This window comes from Pseudomonas sp. PDM09 (assembly GCF_014852305.1).
Classification (GTDB): Bacteria; Pseudomonadota; Gammaproteobacteria; order Pseudomonadales; family Pseudomonadaceae; genus Aquipseudomonas.
The window spans coordinates 206,683-224,274 of record NZ_JACVBI010000011.1; the positions used below are offsets into that span (position 1 = coordinate 206,683).

Annotated in this window: 13 protein-coding genes; 5 read left to right on the forward strand and 8 right to left on the reverse strand. The window is 60.3% G+C overall.

Annotation, left to right across the window (positions count from 1 at the left end):
• Nucleotides 1-158 precede the first annotated feature (158 nt).
• The gene (gene motB / locus IB250_RS24645; RefSeq protein WP_192345988.1) at nucleotides 159-1,181 is read right to left on the reverse strand and encodes a flagellar motor protein MotB; all 1,023 of its coding nucleotides are present in this window, start codon (nucleotides 1,179-1,181) and stop codon (nucleotides 159-161) included.
• A 3-nt stretch (nucleotides 1,182-1,184) separates the two neighbouring features.
• The gene (gene motA, locus IB250_RS24650) at nucleotides 1,185-2,036 is read right to left on the reverse strand and encodes a flagellar motor stator protein MotA (protein ID WP_008009851.1); all 852 of its coding nucleotides are present in this window, start codon (nucleotides 2,034-2,036) and stop codon (nucleotides 1,185-1,187) included.
• 165 nt (nucleotides 2,037-2,201) lie between these two features.
• Between motA and IB250_RS24655 the strand changes: the two genes are divergently transcribed.
• From IB250_RS24655 to IB250_RS24670, 4 genes are all read left to right on the forward strand, one after another.
• On the forward strand, nucleotides 2,202-3,734 hold the full coding sequence (locus tag IB250_RS24655) for an HDOD domain-containing protein (protein ID WP_192345990.1): 1,533 nt from the start codon (nucleotides 2,202-2,204) through the stop codon (nucleotides 3,732-3,734).
• Nucleotides 3,735-3,999: 265 nt separating this feature from the next.
• Nucleotides 4,000-4,815 carry a thiosulfate sulfurtransferase gene (gene rhdA / locus IB250_RS24660; protein WP_192345992.1) on the forward strand — a complete coding sequence of 272 codons (816 nt, stop codon included), beginning with the start codon at nucleotides 4,000-4,002 and terminating at the stop codon, nucleotides 4,813-4,815.
• A gap of 18 nt (nucleotides 4,816-4,833) precedes the next feature.
• The gene (gene asd / locus IB250_RS24665; RefSeq protein WP_185022225.1) at nucleotides 4,834-5,694 is read left to right on the forward strand and encodes an archaetidylserine decarboxylase; all 861 of its coding nucleotides are present in this window, start codon (nucleotides 4,834-4,836) and stop codon (nucleotides 5,692-5,694) included.
• 232 nt (nucleotides 5,695-5,926) lie between these two features.
• Complete coding sequence (locus IB250_RS24670; protein ID WP_192345993.1) at nucleotides 5,927-7,717, forward strand: molecular chaperone; 1,791 nt, start codon at nucleotides 5,927-5,929, stop codon at nucleotides 7,715-7,717.
• A gap of 129 nt (nucleotides 7,718-7,846) precedes the next feature.
• Here the strand turns inward: IB250_RS24670 and serB are convergent, their stop codons facing one another.
• The gene (gene serB, locus IB250_RS24675) at nucleotides 7,847-9,061 is read right to left on the reverse strand and encodes a phosphoserine phosphatase SerB (RefSeq protein ID WP_007939616.1); all 1,215 of its coding nucleotides are present in this window, start codon (nucleotides 9,059-9,061) and stop codon (nucleotides 7,847-7,849) included.
• Nucleotides 9,062-9,195: 134 nt separating this feature from the next.
• Here serB and IB250_RS24680 point away from each other — a divergent pair, with 134 nt between their 5' ends.
• Nucleotides 9,196-10,725, forward strand: a complete 1,530-nt coding sequence (locus tag IB250_RS24680; RefSeq protein ID WP_192345995.1) for an AhpA/YtjB family protein — start codon at nucleotides 9,196-9,198, stop codon at nucleotides 10,723-10,725.
• Nucleotides 10,726-10,973: 248 nt separating this feature from the next.
• Here the strand turns inward: IB250_RS24680 and IB250_RS24685 are convergent, their stop codons facing one another.
• From IB250_RS24685 to parE, 5 genes are all read right to left on the reverse strand, one after another.
• Nucleotides 10,974-11,687: a membrane integrity-associated transporter subunit PqiC gene (locus IB250_RS24685; protein ID WP_008074671.1), complete on the reverse strand. Its 714-nt coding sequence runs from the start codon at nucleotides 11,685-11,687 to the stop codon at nucleotides 10,974-10,976.
• Nucleotides 11,688-11,863: 176 nt separating this feature from the next.
• On the reverse strand, nucleotides 11,864-14,131 hold the full coding sequence (parC, locus tag IB250_RS24690) for a DNA topoisomerase IV subunit A (RefSeq protein WP_123500118.1): 2,268 nt from the start codon (nucleotides 14,129-14,131) through the stop codon (nucleotides 11,864-11,866).
• Nucleotides 14,132-14,141: 10 nt separating this feature from the next.
• Complete coding sequence (locus tag IB250_RS24695) at nucleotides 14,142-14,663, reverse strand: TIGR02281 family clan AA aspartic protease (protein WP_192345997.1); 522 nt, start codon at nucleotides 14,661-14,663, stop codon at nucleotides 14,142-14,144.
• Nucleotides 14,660-15,649 carry an esterase-like activity of phytase family protein gene (locus IB250_RS24700; protein ID WP_192345999.1) on the reverse strand — a complete coding sequence of 330 codons (990 nt, stop codon included), beginning with the start codon at nucleotides 15,647-15,649 and terminating at the stop codon, nucleotides 14,660-14,662. Before IB250_RS24700 ends, IB250_RS24695 begins: the two co-directional genes overlap by 4 nt.
• Complete coding sequence (parE, locus tag IB250_RS24705) at nucleotides 15,649-17,553, reverse strand: DNA topoisomerase IV subunit B (protein WP_192346001.1); 1,905 nt, start codon at nucleotides 17,551-17,553, stop codon at nucleotides 15,649-15,651. Before parE ends, IB250_RS24700 begins: the two co-directional genes overlap by 1 nt.
• Nucleotides 17,554-17,592: the final 39 nt, after the last annotated feature.

Genomic DNA, 17,592 nt, shown 5'->3' on the forward strand with positions numbered 1-17,592 from the left:
AGGGGAAAAAGGGATTTATGTAGGATGCATCTTGATATCCCATCCGAACCTTCCGGCGTTTCAGAAAGTTACGTCTGCGACCGAAGGGGCAGCGAATACTGATGTGGAGCAGCGTGCAGGCACAAAAAAGCCGACATCGCTGTCGGCTTTTTTGTAGGTCACTGCTTGGGGGCTGGTTTCGGCACCGGATCATCAAACAGATTCAACCGCTCACGAAGCTCATGTGCCGGCAGCGGCTCCTTATCCGCCGGCAAGGCATTCGGATCGGCTGGCGGCGTGGGCACTTCGCCCGGGCCGCCCTGCCCTTGCGTCGGCACTGGCGCAGGTTCTGCACCTTGCGAACCTTCGATGGCACGCTGGGCTTTCTTGGTCAGCACGACGATGTCGATGCGGCGGTTGACCGGGTTGAACGGGTTTTCCCGGTCGAACAGCGCCGACGAGGCATAACCCACGACTCGCGCTACTTGAGCGTCCGGATAGCTGCCGGCGATCAATGCACGGCGAGCCGCGTTCGCACGGTTGGCCGAGAGTTCCCAGTTGCCGAAGTCGCCGGTGCCCGAGTACGGCTTGGCATCGGTGTGGCCGCTGATGCTGATCTTGTTCGGCACCGCTTTGATGGTGTCGGCCATGGCCAGCAGGATGTCTTCGAAATACGGCTTCAGACGCGCACTGCCGGAGTCGAACATCGGGCGGTTTTCGGCGTCCACGATCTGGATGCGCAAACCGTCCTGGGTAATCTCGAAGAGAATCTGATCCTTGAACTTCTGCAACTGCGGGTTTTCTTCGACCTTGTTCTGCAACTCTTGCAGCAGCAATTCCAGGCGCTCTTTCTCAACCTGCTCGGCCATACCTTCGACCTGTTCGGAATCGATAGTCACCTTGTCCGGCTGAGGCTGGGATTTCACCTCGGGGTTGAGGGTGTTCTCCGGTGCCAGGGTCGGCGAGCCGCCCAGATCGATGATGTATGGCGTGCCGCTTTCGCTGAAACCGACCGGGTCCTTGAAGTAACCGGCAATGGCGATCTTCTGTTCCGGCGTTGCCGTGGACAACAGCCACAACACCAGGAAGAACGCCATCATCGCCGTCGCGAAGTCCGCGAAGGCGATTTTCCAGGAGCCCCCGTGATGCCCGCCCGCGTACTTTTTGACGCGCTTGATGATTATCGGCTGGTTATTTTCCATGACTTAGCGACCGCGAACCGCTTGTTCCAGCTCAGCGAAGCTAGGACGGTGCGCCGGGTACAGAACCTTGCGACCGAATTCCACTGCCAGCGATGGCGGCATGCCGGAAGCCGAAGCCACCAGCGAGGCCTTGATGGCTTCGTAGACGTTCAGTTCTTCCTTGGCATCGTGGCCCAGAGCGTGGGCCAGCGGGCCAAAGAAACCATAGGCCGCGAGAATACCGAAGAAGGTACCTACCAGAGCCGCACCTACGTGCAAGCCAATCATTTTCTGGTCGCTTTCACCCAGCGAAGCCATCGTCACTACGATACCCAATACCGCCGCAACGATACCGAAACCCGGCATGGCATCGGCGATACCGTTGACTGCGTGGGAGGGGTGATCCAGGTCTTCCTTGAGGCTGGTCAGTTCCATGTCGAACAAGCCTTCAAGCTCATGGGGAGCCATGTTGCCGGAGGACATGATGCGCAGGTAATCGCAGATGTACGCCGTCATGCGGTCATCTTTCAGAACTGCCGGGTACTTGGCGAAGATCGGGCTCGCGGCGGCATCTTCGATGTCGCCTTCGATTGCCATCATGCCTTCGCGACGGCTCTTGTTGAGGATCTCGTAAATCAGCCCCAACACTTCAAGGTAGAAGGTGTGGTTGAAACGCGAACTGAACATGCCCAAAGACTTCTTGAGCACGTGCATCGTCATATGACCGGGGTTGGCCTGCAGGAATGCACCCAGGGCCGCGCCACCGATAATCATCACCTCGAAAGGCTGAATGAGGGCGGCAATCTTGCCGTGGGAAAGCACGTATCCGCCGAGCACGCTCGCGAATACGACGATGATGCCGATAATTTTAGCCATAGGTAGGAGAGCACTTACTGAGTCGGGTTCAAGGTCATATTCGGAAGTTAAAAAATCTCTTCTTCTCCTTATCGGCAAAACTGCGCCAGACTATAGCCAGTTCAATCGAAAAGCTAAATTAGCCCGCGCAGGGACAGGTAATGCAGACAATGATCGCGTGCAACCATGGCTAACGAAACGAACGTCCCAACGCCAAAACCAACCACGCTCGAAGGCTGGGTCAAGCTTCTCGATGGCGTACGCCTGCCGGTTCCGCAAGCCAGTCACGACCAAGTCTGCAAAGCCATCCGCGACAACCGCAGCTCGCTGCGAGACATCGCCGAACTGATGCAGGACAGCCCGGCCCTGGCCTTGTGCGTGATTCGCGAAGCTAACCGCCATACCCATGGCAGCATGACCGAGCCCGCTGAAAATCTTGAAGTGGCGATCAATCGGCTCGGTTTGAAACGCACCGAAGAATTGCTCGAGCGCCTGCCCGCCGAACCCCAATCGCAGATTCCTGTTGCCCTGCGCCAGCTTCAGTTGATCAGTCAGCACGCCACTCAACAGGCCAATGGTTTTTTTGCCAGTCGCCTGGCGCGGTTGTGGCAGGACATTCACTGGGGCAGCCTGTTGTTTCTTTCGCCACTGTGGCCCATGGCGTTGACCCATCCGCAGTTGCTTGAAGAGTGGGAACTGCGGGTCATCCATAAAGGCGAGTCGGCGCGCAAAGTCGAAAAGCAATTGTTCGGCGTGCGTCTGCTGGAAATCTGTATGGCGCTGGTGGATGTCTGGCGTTTGCCGATCTGGGTCCAGCAGGGTTATCGGCTGCTGCTCAATGAACAACGCGAACTGGTGAAAGTCCTGCGCATCGCACGGGACAATGATCACCCGCTGCGCCAACAGAATCGTCTCGATGATGACCCGACGTTGCGGCGCTGGCTTAATCAGCCCGCCAACACCGTGCTGCTGGCCAATGGTCTGGCGTTGTCGGCACAACAGGCCTGGGACAGTCCTCACTGTGAACGCTGGCAGTACCTGACCAGCCTTTATCTGCAAATGCCGATGGATGAAGTGCAGCAACAGTTGCACCAACAGGCCGCCAACAGCGCCCGGCAACATGCCATGCCGGACCTCTGGCACCCGGCCGAAGCGCTGATCTGGCCGCAGGGCATGAACCGCGTTCACGCCGGTTTGCTGCCGGCCCCGGCGCCCACCGCCGAAGACCTGGCGAAGTGGCGTAAACAATGCGCCGAATTGCTGGTGGAGCCGAGCCGGTTTACCAATGCCATGCACTTGACCACGTCGGCCCGAGATGCCTTGGTGGCGTGTGGCATGCGGCGAGTGATGATCCTGATGGCCGATCGCACACACGCCAGTCTGCGCGTGCACCAGATTGCCGGGCTGCCCAAAGAAGTGGCCGGCCTGAACCTGGTGGTCAGCCAGAGTGCGGTGCTGCAGCGTCTGCTCGCACAACAGGCTCAGGTGCGCCTGACGCCGGCCAACAACGCCCAATTCTCGGCCCTGTTGCCGGCCAGCCTGCGTTCGCTGTTCAGCGGTGAACACCTGCTGCTGCGTTCTCTGGTCAACAATGGTCGGGTGATCATGATCGTGGTGGCGGATCAGGGCGGCGGGCCGTTCTCGGAAATTACCGTGCAAGCATTCGGCAAAACCGCGCAGTGCATCGAAAAGGCCCTGCACAGCTTTAGCCACCGCTAGCCAGTTAAGCCGCGACGCACTCTTTGTAGCAGCTGTCGAGCTCCAGCGAGGCCGCGTTCGGCTGCGAAGCAGTCGTGAACCTGGCGAATTCGGTCTGCCTGATATACCGCAATCTCTGATTTTACGACTGCTACGCAGCCGAACGCGGCCTCGCTGGGGCTCGACAGCTGCTACAAGCCACGTTGTTTCCTGCGCCGAAATAACTGATAACAGGCCCTCATGACGCTGCGCTACAATCCTCCCCTTTGTGCTCTGGAGACCTCACATGTCTGACTTCTCTGGCTTGGCGCTGGTGATCGAGCCGAGCGACCTGCTCCCGCGTCTCGACTCCCGCGAACTGATTCTGGTGGACCTGACCAGTAGCGCCCGCTATGCCGCAGGGCATATCCCCGGGGCACGCTTTGTCGATCCAAAACGCACCCAACTGGGTCAGGCGCCTGCGCCAGGCCTGCTGCCGACCCAAGCCGCTCTTGAAGCATTGTTCGGCGAACTGGGACACAACCCCGATGCAGTCTATGTCGTCTATGACGACGAAGGCGGCGGTTGGGCCGGGCGCTTTATCTGGCTGCTGGATGTCATCGGCCACAACCATTACCACTATCTCAACGGTGGCCTGACGGCCTGGCTCGCAGAAGGCATGCCCATGTCGATCCAGATCCCGCCAGCGGTCGGTGGACCGGTCGCCCTGACGCTGCACGACGAACCCACCGCCACCCGCGAATACCTGCAAAGCCGTCTCGGTGCCGCCGACCTGGCGATCTGGGACGCACGCGGGCCGCTGGAATACTCCGGCGAGAAAGTGCTGGCGGCCAAGGGCGGGCATATTCCCGGTGCGGTCAATTTCGAGTGGACAGCGGGCATGGATCAGGCGCGCAACCTGCGCATCCGCACCGACATGCCAAAAATCCTGGAACAACTCGGTATCACCAAAGACAAAGAAGTCATTACCCACTGCCAGACTCATCATCGTTCTGGCTTCACGTATCTAGTAGCCAAGTCGCTCGGTTATCCGCGGGTCAAAGGCTACGCCGGCTCCTGGGGCGAATGGGGCAACCATCCCGACACGCCCGTAGAGATTTAAGGTTTTTAAGGACAGTTAATGAATAAGCGTTTGTTTATCCTCAGCCAGTATCTGCTGCCCCATCACTTGCTTTCGCGACTGGCCGGCTGCATTGCCGAATGCCGCGTGCGCTGGTTCAAGAACGCCCTTACCGCCTGGTTCGCCAAGCGTTACCAAGTGGACATGTCCCAGGCGCTGGTCGAAGACCTGACGGCTTACGAGCACTTCAATGCGTTCTTCACCCGCGCCTTGAAAGACGGCGCGCGCCCGCTGGACCCAACCCCAGGCGCGATCCTCAGCCCGGCCGATGGCGCCGTCAGCCAGCTTGGCCCGATCGAACACGGTCGCGTTTTCCAGGCCAAGGGTCATAGCTTCAGCGTGCTGGAACTGCTGGGGGGTGACGCGGCCAACGCAGCGCCATTCATGGGCGGTGATTTCGCCACCATTTACCTGTCGCCCAAGGATTACCACCGCGTGCACATGCCGCTGGCCGGCACTCTGCGCGAGATGGTCTACATCCCCGGCCGCATCTTCTCGGTCAACCAGACCACCGCTGAAAACGTACCGGAGCTGTTCGCGCGCAACGAGCGTGTGGCGTGCATTTTCGACACCGAACGCGGCCCGATGGCCGTAGTGCTGGTGGGTGCGATGATTGTGGCGTCGATCGAAACTGTCTGGGCCGGGCTGATCACGCCGCCAAAACGCGAGCTGAAAACCTTCCGTTACGATGAAGCCGCCCGTGCGCCGATCCATCTGGAAAAAGGCGCGGAGCTGGGTCGCTTCAAACTCGGCTCTACGGCTGTCGTGCTGTTCGGGCCGGATCAAGTGAAATGGGCTGAAGGACTGGGCGCTCTTTCGCCAGTGCAGATGGGTCAGAGCATCGGCTTGCCAAGCGCCTGATCCCGGGCCCGCCGCCCCGAATTCTTCCGGGCGGCACATCCCCCTGTAGGAGCTGCCGAAGGCTGCGATCTTTTGATCTTGATCTACGGCGCGCTCTGAAAAAAGATCGCAGCCTTCGGCAGCTCCTGCGAGGGCAAGCGTGACGCAAATATCGCGATACTCCCTCCAACGTTCATAGCTGCTACAGTCAAGTCATTCACTGCCCATTTCCCGGTCGGAGTTTGTCTACGGCATGAATGAGACCAATCCTGTCTTGCTGCTACGCGCACCGATCCCGACGCAGTCGCGTCTGTCTTTCTGCGAAGCCACGCCTCGCGACCTCAAGCGCTGGATCGCCAACCTGCCCAAAGCCAACATCGGCGAAACCGCTCGCCAGTTGTATCAAGGCTTGAGCGAACTTAATCAACTGCTCACCCCCAGCGACAATCGCCTGCAATTGCTCGAACTGCTGCGGCCCGAGGTGTATTACGTCTGCAAGCACCTGGAGCGGCATTTCCTGCATCAGACCATTGTGCTCGACGAGCGCTCGCGCAAGATCGCCAACCTTTGCCAGGCGTTGCAGAGCCACTTGGCGATCGGCTACAAGCAAATCGTCATTCGCGTCACGCCGCGCTTCAGTAAGGATCGCGCGCCGCTGCTGACCCAGGCTTTGCAGCGGGCAATCCATTGCCTGGACGGCGCATTGATCCGCGCCACTGAACTCTATTGCCCGGTGCCCGAAAACCTGTGGCTGGAACTGCATCAGCTGTATCGGATTGGCTGTCAGTTCCAACTGCAAAATCTGAGTGTGCGCGATGAACTGGCCAGCCAGACGCAAAAGCTGAGCATCGAGCAAACCTACATCGTCGCCCTTCTGCTAGGCGCTTCACGTTGCAATCAGCTGCGCCAGAACCAGATCGCCCGGCTCGCCGAGGTGCTCGAGCCCTGGAGCCAGTGGATCAAGCTGCAACCGGCCAAACCGGACGACGGGCTGTTTGCCATCGCCCCGGATCTCGACACCGGGCCGCGCTACCGCTCCAAATTCCTCGCCGAACAACAGGAGCGTTTGCTGGGAATCGACCCGCACCCCTTGGTCATGGCCATCGAAAACCATCTGCAGCAGTCGGCCGACAAGGTCTCGCCGTTGCCCATTCCGGTGGGGCTGAATCTGGATACGCTGCAACACCTGCATGCCGCCTGGGGCCAGGCCGCCGAGCGCAGTTTCCAGCGCACTGTCGGCCACGGCACGTTGACCCTGTGCGTGGGTATGAGCGCTTTGCACTTTTATCTGGGCGGGCAACGCTCGTTCAACGACATCCTGAAAAAACCCGGCGCCCGCCCCGCGCAGTTCTCGGCGACCGACCCGACAGCTCGCGCCAAAGACCAATGGCGCCACGCCTTCGACGCCGCCCCTCATGGCACGGCAGACACGCTGCTGCCCTACGAAGAGATCGAATACCCGCACCTTCAAAACGATGACAGCCACGAGGCATCCGACCGCCAGCAGCATTTCCCGACCTATGCGCTGCCGGTGATCAATCACAGTCCTGGCGGCTATTGCCTGGCCTGGCCCGGCGCGGTGCCCGCCGAGCTACAGGCTGGCGAAATGGTCGGTATCGAGGATGTCGCCGGTCAAGGCTGGAGCATTGCAGTGGTGCGCTGGATCCGCCAGGTGCGGGGCGGCGGCACGCAGATGGGTATCGAGCAAGTCGCGCCTTGCGCCGAACCCTGCGGCCTGCAGCTGATACGCTCCCACGACGAGCACAGCCAGTACTTGCGCGGGCTGTTACTGCCCGCCATCAGTGCCATCGACCTGCCGGCCACCCTGCTCACGCCGCGCCTGCCGTTCCAGGAAGGCAATAAGGTGTTGATCAATACCAACGGCGAGGAACGCCGGGCCGGGCTGGAGCGTCGGGTGGCGAGCACCAACAGCTTCAATCAGTTTGCCTACCGTTCGCTTGAGACCGCCAGAAACGAAAACGACGCGGGGAACGGCGTGGTCGGGGTAACGGAAGAATTTGATTCGTTGTGGAAGTCGCTTTGAGCGTACGTCTGTAAAACCGCGGCGCGCCCTTCGCGAGCAAGCCCGCTCCCACATTGGATCTATGTCGATCACACGATCAATGTGGGAGCGGGCTTGCTCGCGAAGAGGCCCGCCCAGACAACCTGAAACTCAGAGCTGCCCGTCGCGATCCCGGAAGCCCAGCAGATACAGCACACCATCCAGCCCAAGGGTGGAAATCGCCTGTTTCGCCGATTGCTTGACCAGCGGCTTGGCACGGAACGCTACACCCAGCCCGGCAATCGCCAGCATCGGCAGGTCGTTGGCACCGTCACCGACGGCAATCGTCTGCTCCAGACGCAAACCTTCCTTATGCGCCAGCTCACGCAGCAGATCCGCCTTGCGTTGCGCATCGACAATCGGCTCGACCGCCACGCCAGTCACCTTGCCGTCGACCACTTCCAGTTCGTTGGCAAATACATAGTCGATGCCCAGCTTGGCCTGCAGTTGCTTGGCGAAGTAGGTGAAGCCGCCCGACAGAATCGCCGTCTTGTAGCCCAGACGCTTGAGTTCGGCGAACAGGGTTTCGGCGCCTTCGGTCAGGCGCAGCGAGGCGCCGATGGAATCCAGCACGCTGACGTCCAGACCTTGCAGCAAGGCCAGGCGCTCTTTGAAGCTGGCGCGGAAGTCCAGCTCGCCGGCCATCGCCCGTTCGGTAATCGCAGACACCTGGTCGCCCACACCGGCGGCCTTGGCCAGTTCGTCGATGACTTCGGCTTCGATCAGCGTCGAGTCCATGTCGAACACCGCCAGGCGGCGGTTACGGCGGAACAGTGAATCTTCCTGGAAGGCGATATCGACGTTCAATTCTTGAGCAACGCTGAGGAATTCGGCCCGCAGCGCTTGCGGGTCCGCCGCCTCGCCGCGCACGGAAAACTCGATGCAGCCTTTGCCTTTGTCGGCCGGAGTGTCCAGCGGCATGCGCCCGGACAGGCGATCGATATGATCGATGTTCAGCCCATATTTGGCGGTGATCGAGCTCACGCGCTGCAATTGCTCGGCGGTCACTTTGCGGGTGAGCAGGGTGACAATGTGGCGTTTCTTGCCCTGATTGCCGACCCACTGCTGGTAATCCTCTTCGGACACCGGCGTGAAACGCACTTGTTGCTCAAGCTCATAGCCTTTGAACAGGATGTCCTTGAGCACCGAGTTACCTTGTTCGGTATCGGGAATTTCAACCAGGATGCCAAACGACAGGGTGTCGTGGATCACCGCCTGACCAATGTCGAGAATGTTCACACCACCCTGGGCCAGAACGCCGGTAATGGCCGCAGTCAGACCCGGACGGTCGACTCCCGTGATGTTTATCAGGACGATTTCGCGCAAGGCGCACCCCCGCAGGTGGAAAAAAACCGCATTCTACCCATTTTCAGTGACCATCGGGCACCGCGAGCGCTTTGACGGCCTAGGGCCTGTCGCTATACTGCGCGTCAACTTCACGGACAAAGAGCCGAGCTCAAGTGAACCGGCCCACGCCAGTAAAAACCGATAACTTCTTTCTGCTGATCTTCCGGGCACTGCGTCATCGCCGTGTACCGATTGCATTGCGCATTGCCAGCCATAACGTGATCCTGGTCGCTCTGGCCCTGGTGATCTATGCCTGTGTGATGGGTTTGCAGTTCAAGCAGGCCATGCACGAGCAGGCGGATGCCCTGGGCGAAAGCCTGACCACCCAGACCGCGACCTCGGCCACGGAACTGTTGGTGTCCAATGACATCCTCAGCCTGAACGTGCTGCTCAACAACCTGACCAAGAACAAACTGGTGGCCCACGCCGCCATCTACAGCGTGGATAACCGCATCCTCGCCGAAGCCGGTCAGCGCCCCAAGCATAGCCTCTTGGGCGAAGCCGAGGGCATGTACCAGAGCAAGATCACTTTCCAGGACGTGACCGCCGGGCAACTGCGCATCAGCCTGGACATGGACCAGTTCCAGCAGCCGATGACCATCAGCCTGCAAAGCATGGGCATTCTGAGTGCGATTCTGTTGGCGCTGTCCCTGGCCTTGAGCCTGCGCCTGGGGCGCAATATCTCCACACCACTGCTGCAATTGCGGGTGTGGCTGCGCAATATCGACGAATACACCCCGGCCACCGAGCGTCAGGATGAAGTTGGCGATCTCGCTCGTCAGCTACACGCCAATTTCGCACCAGAGCCGGCCGAACCGGAGCCTGTTCCGGAGCCCGAGTTCGACGACAGCGATGACGACGAAGAGACCGATCCAGCCTTCGAAGTGCGCAACCTGCGTGATCCGAGCTTCGATGAAACCCGACCGGTGGCAGGTCTCAAGCCTGCGCCACGACGCATAGTCAGCACCGTCGAGGACGATGAGGACGACGAAGATCCGTTTGCCGATCTGCGTGACGACGCGACAGACAGCACACCGAAACCAGTCGTAAAACCGAAGGTATCGAACCTGCCGCAGCACAGCGCGGTACTGGCCGTGCAGCTGGGTGCGCAAGATCAATTGCGCCGCCTGCCCCGCGCACGTCTGGAAGAGCTGCTGAAACGCTACCGCGATTGCCTCGATCAGGCCGCGTCGCTCTACCAGAGCGAACTGCACACCCTGAACGATGGCAGCACGCTGATGCTGTTCCACACCGAAGACAGCGGCGACGATTACCTGACCAATGCCATCTGCTGCGGCGAGTTGCTGCGTGCCTTGGGTCATCAGTTGCAGATCGAAGTCGCCGACAGCGGCATCACCCTGCAATTGCAGCTGGGTCTGACGCTGGGTGACGAGTTGTTCGGCTTGAGCCAGATCGATTTGCTGCTGACTGAAACCGCTCAGGATGCACTGGCCCTGTCGCAACACAGCCGCAACCTGCTGCTGGTTGAGCGCAAGATCAGTGACGACGCGCTGATTCGCCAGCGTGCGCGGATTCGCCCGATCGCAAGCCCTGAAGGTGCATGTTGCGTAGAGCGCCTGATGGAGCCTTATCCGTCGATGCTGGAACGGCAACTGGCACGGATGCACGAACGCCGGGCGTAAACGCTAGCCCCCGCTATAAAGAAGCCCGCAGATGAGTGATTGTCTGCGGGCTGATCGTTCCCATGCTCTGCGTGGGAATGCCTCCAGGGACGCTCCGCGTTCCAGCCCCACCTCATACCCAGAACCTGGCACCGATGTGACGCAGAGCGTCACGGCTGCATTCCCACGCAGAGCGTGGGAATGATCAGTACGCGCCACAAACAACAAAGCCCGCACAAGGCGGGCTTTGTTCTGGACTCAATCCAGGCTTAGAACCTGAACACTTCCATATCCGTGCGAATCGGCGAAGCCATCGGGATTTTCGGCTGCTTCTCCGGTTCTGCTGCCGGTGTCACTGGTTTGGCAGCTGGCTTGCGAGGTGCTTCGGCGATCGGCGGCTGATTCGCCAGTGGCTTGAGCGCCGTCGACAGCTGCTCGGCCAGACGCTGCAGCAACACACCCTGAGCCTGAACCTGAGCCGCAGTCCCGCCAGTGTGCTGTTCCTGCAGATGAATGATGCGGTTATCGCGCACCTGACCACGACGGTCAATCAGCCGCCATTGGGCATCAAGGATCGCCGGTTGCGATGCACCCGAGTCCAGACGCGTGATCGTCAGCAGCACCTGAACATCCGGCGTGAAGCCTAATGTCGCCGGTGCCAGGACAACGCGCTGGCTGTCCAGATGGCCGGCGACCTGACGCAGCAACAGCTGATCGATGTCGGAAGACAGGCTACCCGCCCAACGACCATCAGCCGAAGCTTGCAGGCTGCCATCGGGCTGACGCTGCAACAAGGTTTCGCGTTGCAGGTAGTCGGCAACCGTTACCGGGCCCAGCAATACCGCCATGCCCGCGCTTTGCGCAGGCTGAGCCGGACTTCCGCTGTCCAGCTGATACAGCGACACCGGTTGGTGAACGCTGCAACCCGCCAGGCCAAGTACGCCGGCGAGCATCAAAATAAAAGGAAGGCGCAGAGCAGTCATCGTCCCATCCAGGTGGCTGCCACAAGGCTAACCACAGTGAAAATACTCAAAAAATATGAAGAACGCTCGGCTACGCCGGCGCTTGAAAGGCCATATCATCCGTGAATATGCGTTCCGACTCCAGCGGCAAAGCGTCGATCTACGCGTTAAATCGTAGATCGAGCGCTCTAGGACGCTTAATTGAGGTTTTCGACGAACAGCGCATCAACCCTCTGAAAGCCACGTGGCAGTTTGTTACCGCGACGCCCACGCTCACCTTTGTAGTGTTCGAGGTCGTCCGCCTTCAGTGACAAGGTACGTTTTCCGGCCTGCAGCACCAAAGTGGCACCCTCCGGCAAAACGGCAATGTCCGTGACATATTCTTCGCGACTGGCAACACGTTCACCGGAAATCCCGATGATCTTATTCCCTTTTCCTTTACCTAATTGTGGCAAATCGCTGATTTTGAAAATCAGCAGCCGACCTTCGGTGGTCACCGAGGCCAGCCAGTTGTGCTCGCGATCGGCTACCGGGCGCGGCAGAATCACTTTGGCGTTGTTCGGCAAACTCAGCAGGGCCTTGCCCGCCTTGTTCTTGGCTTGCAGGTCTTCACCCTTGACCACGAATCCGTAACCGGCGTCGGAGGCGATCACGTACAGCGAATCGTCTTCAGGCATCAGCACACATTCGAAACTCGCCCCTGGCGGCGGCGTCAGGCGGCCGGTCAGCGGTTCGCCCTGGCCTCGGGCCGAGGGCAAGGTGTGGGCCGCGACCGAATAACTGCGACCGGTGGAGTCGATAAACACCGCAAACTGGTTGGAGCGACCGGGCGCCAAGGCCTTGAAACCATCTCCGGCCTTGTAGGAAAGCCCAGTGGCGTCGATTTCGTGCCCCTTGGCAGAGCGAACCCAGCCTTTTTCCGACAGAACTACAGTCACTTTCTCGTTCGGCAGCAGATCGTGCTCGGTCAAGGCCTTGGCTTCTGCACGCTCGACGATTGGCGAGCGACGGTCGTCGCCGTAAGTTTCGGCGTCCTTGATCAGTTCAGTGCGTACCAGCTTTTTCAGCTTGGCTTCGCTGCCCAGCAGGGCTTGCAGCTTGGCTTGTTCCTTGAGCAGTTCATCCTGCTCGGCACGCAGCTTCATTTCTTCCAGTCGCGCCAACTGACGCAAACGGGTGTCGAGGATGTAATCGGCCTGGATTTCGCTCAGGGCGAAACGCTCGATCAGTGCGGCTTTCGGGTGTTCCTCGGTGCGGATGATGTGAATCACTTCATCCAGATTGAGGTAAGCGATCAACAAACCGTCCAACAGGTGCAGGCGACGCTCAACCTTGTCCAGGCGAAATTGCAGACGACGACGCACGGTCTGCACCCGGAACTCCAGCCACTCGACCAGCAAGGCCCGCAGGTTTTTCAACTGCGGCTTGCCGTCCAGACCGATGATGTTGATGTTGACCCGGTAGCTCGACTCCAGCTCGGTGCTGGCGAACAGGTGCTGCATCAGCGCGTCGTGATCGAAGTTTTTGCGGGCACCGGGAATGATCACGATGCGGCATGGGTTTTCGTGGTCGGACTCGTCGCGCAGGTCAGCGATCTGCGGAGCCTTGGAGGGCTTGGCCTGCATCATGCCCGCAATCTGTTCCAGCACCTTGGCACCGGACACCTGGTGCGGCAGCGCGGTGACGATGATGTCGCCATCTTCAATGTGGTACACGGCGCGCATGCGCACCGAGCCCTTGCCGGTTTCGTAGATTTTCAGCAGGTCGGCGCGCGGCGTGATGATTTCCGCTTCGGTCGGGTAATCCGGGCCCTGGATGTGTTCGCAGAGCTGCTCGACCGTGGCTTTCGGCTCGTCCAGCAAGCGCACGCAAGCGGTCGCGACTTCGCGCAGGTTATGCGGCGGTACGTCGGTGGCCATGCCCACGGCGATACCGGTGGTGCCGTTGAGCAGGATGTTCGGCAAACGCGCCGGCAACACCAAAGGCTCTTCCAGCGTGCCGTCGAAGTTCGGGCCCCAGTTCGCGGTGCCCTGGCCCAACTCGCTGAGCAGCACTTCGGAATAACGCGACAGCCGCGCTTCGGTGTACCGCATGGCGGCGAAGGACTTCGGATCGTCCGGCGCACCCCAGTTACCCTGGCCGTCGACCAGCGTGTAGCGGTAGCTGAACGGCTGGGCCATCAGGACCATGGCTTCGTAGCACGCCGAGTCGCCGTGCGGGTGGAACTTACCGAGCACGTCACCGACGGTACGCGCCGACTTCTTGTGTTTGGAATCGGCGTCCAGCCCCAACTCGCTCATCGCATAGATGATGCGCCGCTGTACCGGTTTCAGGCCGTCGCCGATATGCGGCAAGGCACGGTCCATGATCACGTACATGGAGTAGTTGAGGTAGGCATTTTCGGTGAAGTCAGCCAGTGACCGGCGTTCTACACCGTCCAGGCTGAGATCAAGGGAGTCGCTCATGCGGGCCTCATCAGTTCGTTGTCTGGCGCAGCAGCATGGTGCCACCGCGCTGGGTAAATTCAAGTTTGTTCAGTGCGCTCATACCGAGCAGCACCTGATTGCCGTGCAAACCGGGCGCCACCAGCGCGCGAACGTCACGCAGCACGATGTCGCCCAATTGCAGGCGCTCGAGCCGGGTTCGATAACCCTCGCTCAAGCCATTGGCCGTGCTCAGGGTCACCCCAAAGCCTTTTTCCAGCTTCAGTCGCTCGGCCATTTCAGCCGGGATCGCCACATCGGTCGCGCCGGTGTCGAGCATGAAATCCACCGGCTGGCCATTGATCTGGCCAGTGGCGACAAAATGCCCCTGACTGTTACTGATCAGCTTCACTTCGATAAAACCTTCGCCCTGTTCGGAGCTGACCACCCCATTCGGGTTTTGCTGGCGCTCTTCCCATTGACCGAAAAACCGTGTTGCCAGAAACAACGCCGCGCACCAGGCCAGTACCATCAATACTCGACCGGCGCGTTTGCCTGGCGGTTGTTGACTCATGACTTGGCACTCCAGCCACCTTCAGGCGCGGCAAAGCGCCAGACAATCGGGCGTTTCTCGCCGTCGACGCGCGCACCATTATTGTTGTCGATACCGACCCAGGCGCCGTCGGCGTCCACGATCAACGCCTCCGCCAGCCCATAGGCCTGTGAATAACGACGGTTTTCCTGCAAGGCCTCGGCGGCAAACGACCAGCAGCGCTCGACCTTGGCCGTCACCGCATCGCGACGGCAAACCTGAAAGGCATTGCGCTCAAGGGTAAACAATTTGCCGTCGAACAATGACAGATCGGCAAAATCCCGGGAGCGCGCTCTGGCCTTGGGAAATTGCGCTGGCTGCATCTCCACCCCTGCCTCACTCAGCAGCACACAACCACCCTTGCAGTCCCAGACCGTTTGCTGGCGCTTGATCAGCAGCAAACCGCGGCGCTCGCGTTCGGCAGCCAGCCACAGCGTGTCACCGGCCGGATTGATCGCCAGCCCTTCAAACAATGCATTGAAGTGCAGCAACATACCGCTGGCCCGTGCTTCGCGTACCAGCATCGGCGAGATTTTCAGCCAGGACGCAGGCCCGATTGGCGGCACTTGCAACACCGCGGCGTGCGCTTCGCTGACGATGTAACGATTGCCGGCGCTGTCGCAGGTGATACCTTCGAAATCCAGGTTCCCGCCCCGCACGAACGATGCCACCCAAGTCCGTGAACGCAAGCCCCAAGGCAAACCGCTATCGGGCGCCACGGGTACGTCGATGCGCACGGTTTCGGCTTGCCAGGTGTTGTTGCGGGTGTCGAGGCGATAGATTCGATCATCGTCCCGATCCGAAACAGTCCACAGGTCCTTGCCGCACTGGGCCAGCCCCGACAGATTGCCGCCGCGCATGCCGTCGACGGCATGCTCGGATAACAGGCGCAGCTCGGGCGCAGGCTCTGCCGAAACCGTTACCGAGGTCAGCAGCAACGCACACGCCAGGGCCCAGCCAAATCGCATCAGCCCAGAACCTCGGCCAGGTTGCCCTTGGACTCCAGCCAGGACTTGCGATCACCAGCGCGTTTTTTCGCCAGCAGCATGTCCATCATTTCCGAGGTCGCGTCGAAATCTTCCAGCGTCAACTGCACCAGACGCCGCGTGTTCGGGTCCATGGTGGTTTCGCGCAACTGCGGCGGGTTCATTTCACCCAGACCTTTGAATCGGGTGACCTGTGGTTTGCCGCGTTTCTTCTCGGCTACCAGGCGATCGAGGATGCCATCGCGCTCGGCTTCGTCCAGGGCATAGTAAATTTCTTTGCCCAGGTCGATACGGTACAGCGGCGGCATGGCGACGTAGACGTGACCGGCATCCACCAGCGGGCGGAAATGCTGGACGAACAAGGCGCACAGCAACGTGGCGATGTGCAGACCGTCGGAGTCCGCGTCGGCGAGGATGCAGATCTTGCCGTAACGCAGCTGGGCGATGTCCGCCGAGCCCGGATCGACACCGATGGCCACGGCGATGTTATGCACTTCCTGGCTGGCCAGCACTTCGCTGCCGTCGACTTCCCAGGTGTTCAGAATCTTGCCGCGCAATGGCAGGATCGCCTGAAATTCTTTGTCCCGCGCCTGCTTGGCCGAACCGCCGGCGGAATCACCTTCCACCAGGAACAGCTCGGAGCGCATCGGGTCCTGCCCGGCGCAGTCAGCGAGTTTGCCCGGCAGTGCCGGCCCTTGGGTAATGCGTTTACGCTCGACCTTCTTGCTGGCCTTCAGACGACGGCCGGCGTTGTTGATCGCCAGTTCCGCCAGCAGCATGCCGGTTTCCGGGTTGGCGTTGAGCCACAGGCTGAAGGCATCCTTGACCACACCGGAAACAAAGGCCGCCGCTTCACGGGATGACAGGCGCTCCTTGGTCTGACCGGAGAATTGCGGTTCCTGCATCTTCATCGACAAGACGAACGCGATGCGCTCCCAGACGTCTTCCGGCGCCAGCTTCACGCCACGCGGCAACAGACTGCGGAACTCGCAGAACTCGCGCATCGCATCGAGCAAGCCCTGACGCAGACCGTTGACGTGCGTACCGCCCTGGGCTGTCGGGATCAGGTTGACGTAGCTTTCCTGAACGCTGTCGCCGCCCTCGGGCAACCACAGCAACGCCCAATCGACCGCTTCTTTGTTACCGGCCAGGCTACCGCAGAACGGCTCGTCCGGCAGGCGTTCGAATTCGCTGACCGCGTCCACCAGGTAGGAGCGCAGGCCGTCTTCGTAATGCCATTCGACTTTCTCGCCGGTGGCCTTGTCTTCAAAACTGACCAGCAGCCCCGGGCACAGAACGGCTTTGGCCTTGAGCACGTGCTTGAGGCGGCTGATGGAGAATTTCGGTGAATCGAAATACTTCGGGTCCGGCGCAAAGAACACGCTGGTGCCGGTATTGCGCTTGCCGACGGTGCCGACCACTTCCAGCTCGGTCTTTTTGTAACCGTCGGCGAAAGTCATCTGGTATTCGTTGCCGTCGCGTTTTACACGCACCCGGACTTCGGTCGACAAGGCGTTGACCACAGAAATACCCACCCCGTGCAGACCGCCGGAGAACTGGTAGTTCTTGTTGGAAAACTTGCCGCCCGCATGAAGCTTGGTGAGGATCAGCTCGACACCCGACACACCCTCTTCAGGGTGAATGTCCACCGGCATGCCACGGCCGTCATCGCTGACTTCCAGAGAGTGATCGGCATGCAGGATGACCTGTACCGATGTCGCATGCCCGGCCAAGGCTTCGTCGACGCTGTTGTCGATGACTTCCTGGGCGAGGTGGTTCGGCCGACTGGTGTCGGTGTACATGCCGGGGCGTTTGCGCACCGGGTCGAGGCCCGAGAGGACTTCGATGGCGTCTGCGTTATAAGAGCTAGCGCTGGGAGTGGCCATGGGGTCTCGTCGTCCGCCTGTAAAAAGAGTGTTCGGTGA

Bases quoted from the DNA above. Each gene is read 5' to 3' on its own strand.
- motB (WP_192345988.1), bottom strand. From the start codon at position 1,181: ATGGAAAATAACCAGCCGATAATCATCAAGCGCGTCAAAAAGTACGCG.
- motA (WP_008009851.1), bottom strand. From the start codon at position 2,036: ATGGCTAAAATTATCGGCATCATCGTCGTATTCGCGAGCGTGCTCGGC.
- IB250_RS24655 (WP_192345990.1), top strand. From the start codon at position 2,202: ATGGCTAACGAAACGAACGTCCCAACGCCAAAACCAACCACGCTCGAA.
- rhdA (WP_192345992.1), top strand. From the start codon at position 4,000: ATGTCTGACTTCTCTGGCTTGGCGCTGGTGATCGAGCCGAGCGACCTG.
- asd (WP_185022225.1), top strand. From the start codon at position 4,834: ATGAATAAGCGTTTGTTTATCCTCAGCCAGTATCTGCTGCCCCATCAC.
- IB250_RS24670 (WP_192345993.1), top strand. From the start codon at position 5,927: ATGAATGAGACCAATCCTGTCTTGCTGCTACGCGCACCGATCCCGACG.
- IB250_RS24685 (WP_008074671.1), bottom strand. From the start codon at position 11,687: ATGACTGCTCTGCGCCTTCCTTTTATTTTGATGCTCGCCGGCGTACTT.
- parC (WP_123500118.1), bottom strand. From the start codon at position 14,131: ATGAGCGACTCCCTTGATCTCAGCCTGGACGGTGTAGAACGCCGGTCA.
- IB250_RS24695 (WP_192345997.1), bottom strand. From the start codon at position 14,663: ATGAGTCAACAACCGCCAGGCAAACGCGCCGGTCGAGTATTGATGGTA.
- IB250_RS24700 (WP_192345999.1), bottom strand. From the start codon at position 15,649: ATGCGATTTGGCTGGGCCCTGGCGTGTGCGTTGCTGCTGACCTCGGTA.
- parE (WP_192346001.1), bottom strand. From the start codon at position 17,553: ATGGCCACTCCCAGCGCTAGCTCTTATAACGCAGACGCCATCGAAGTC.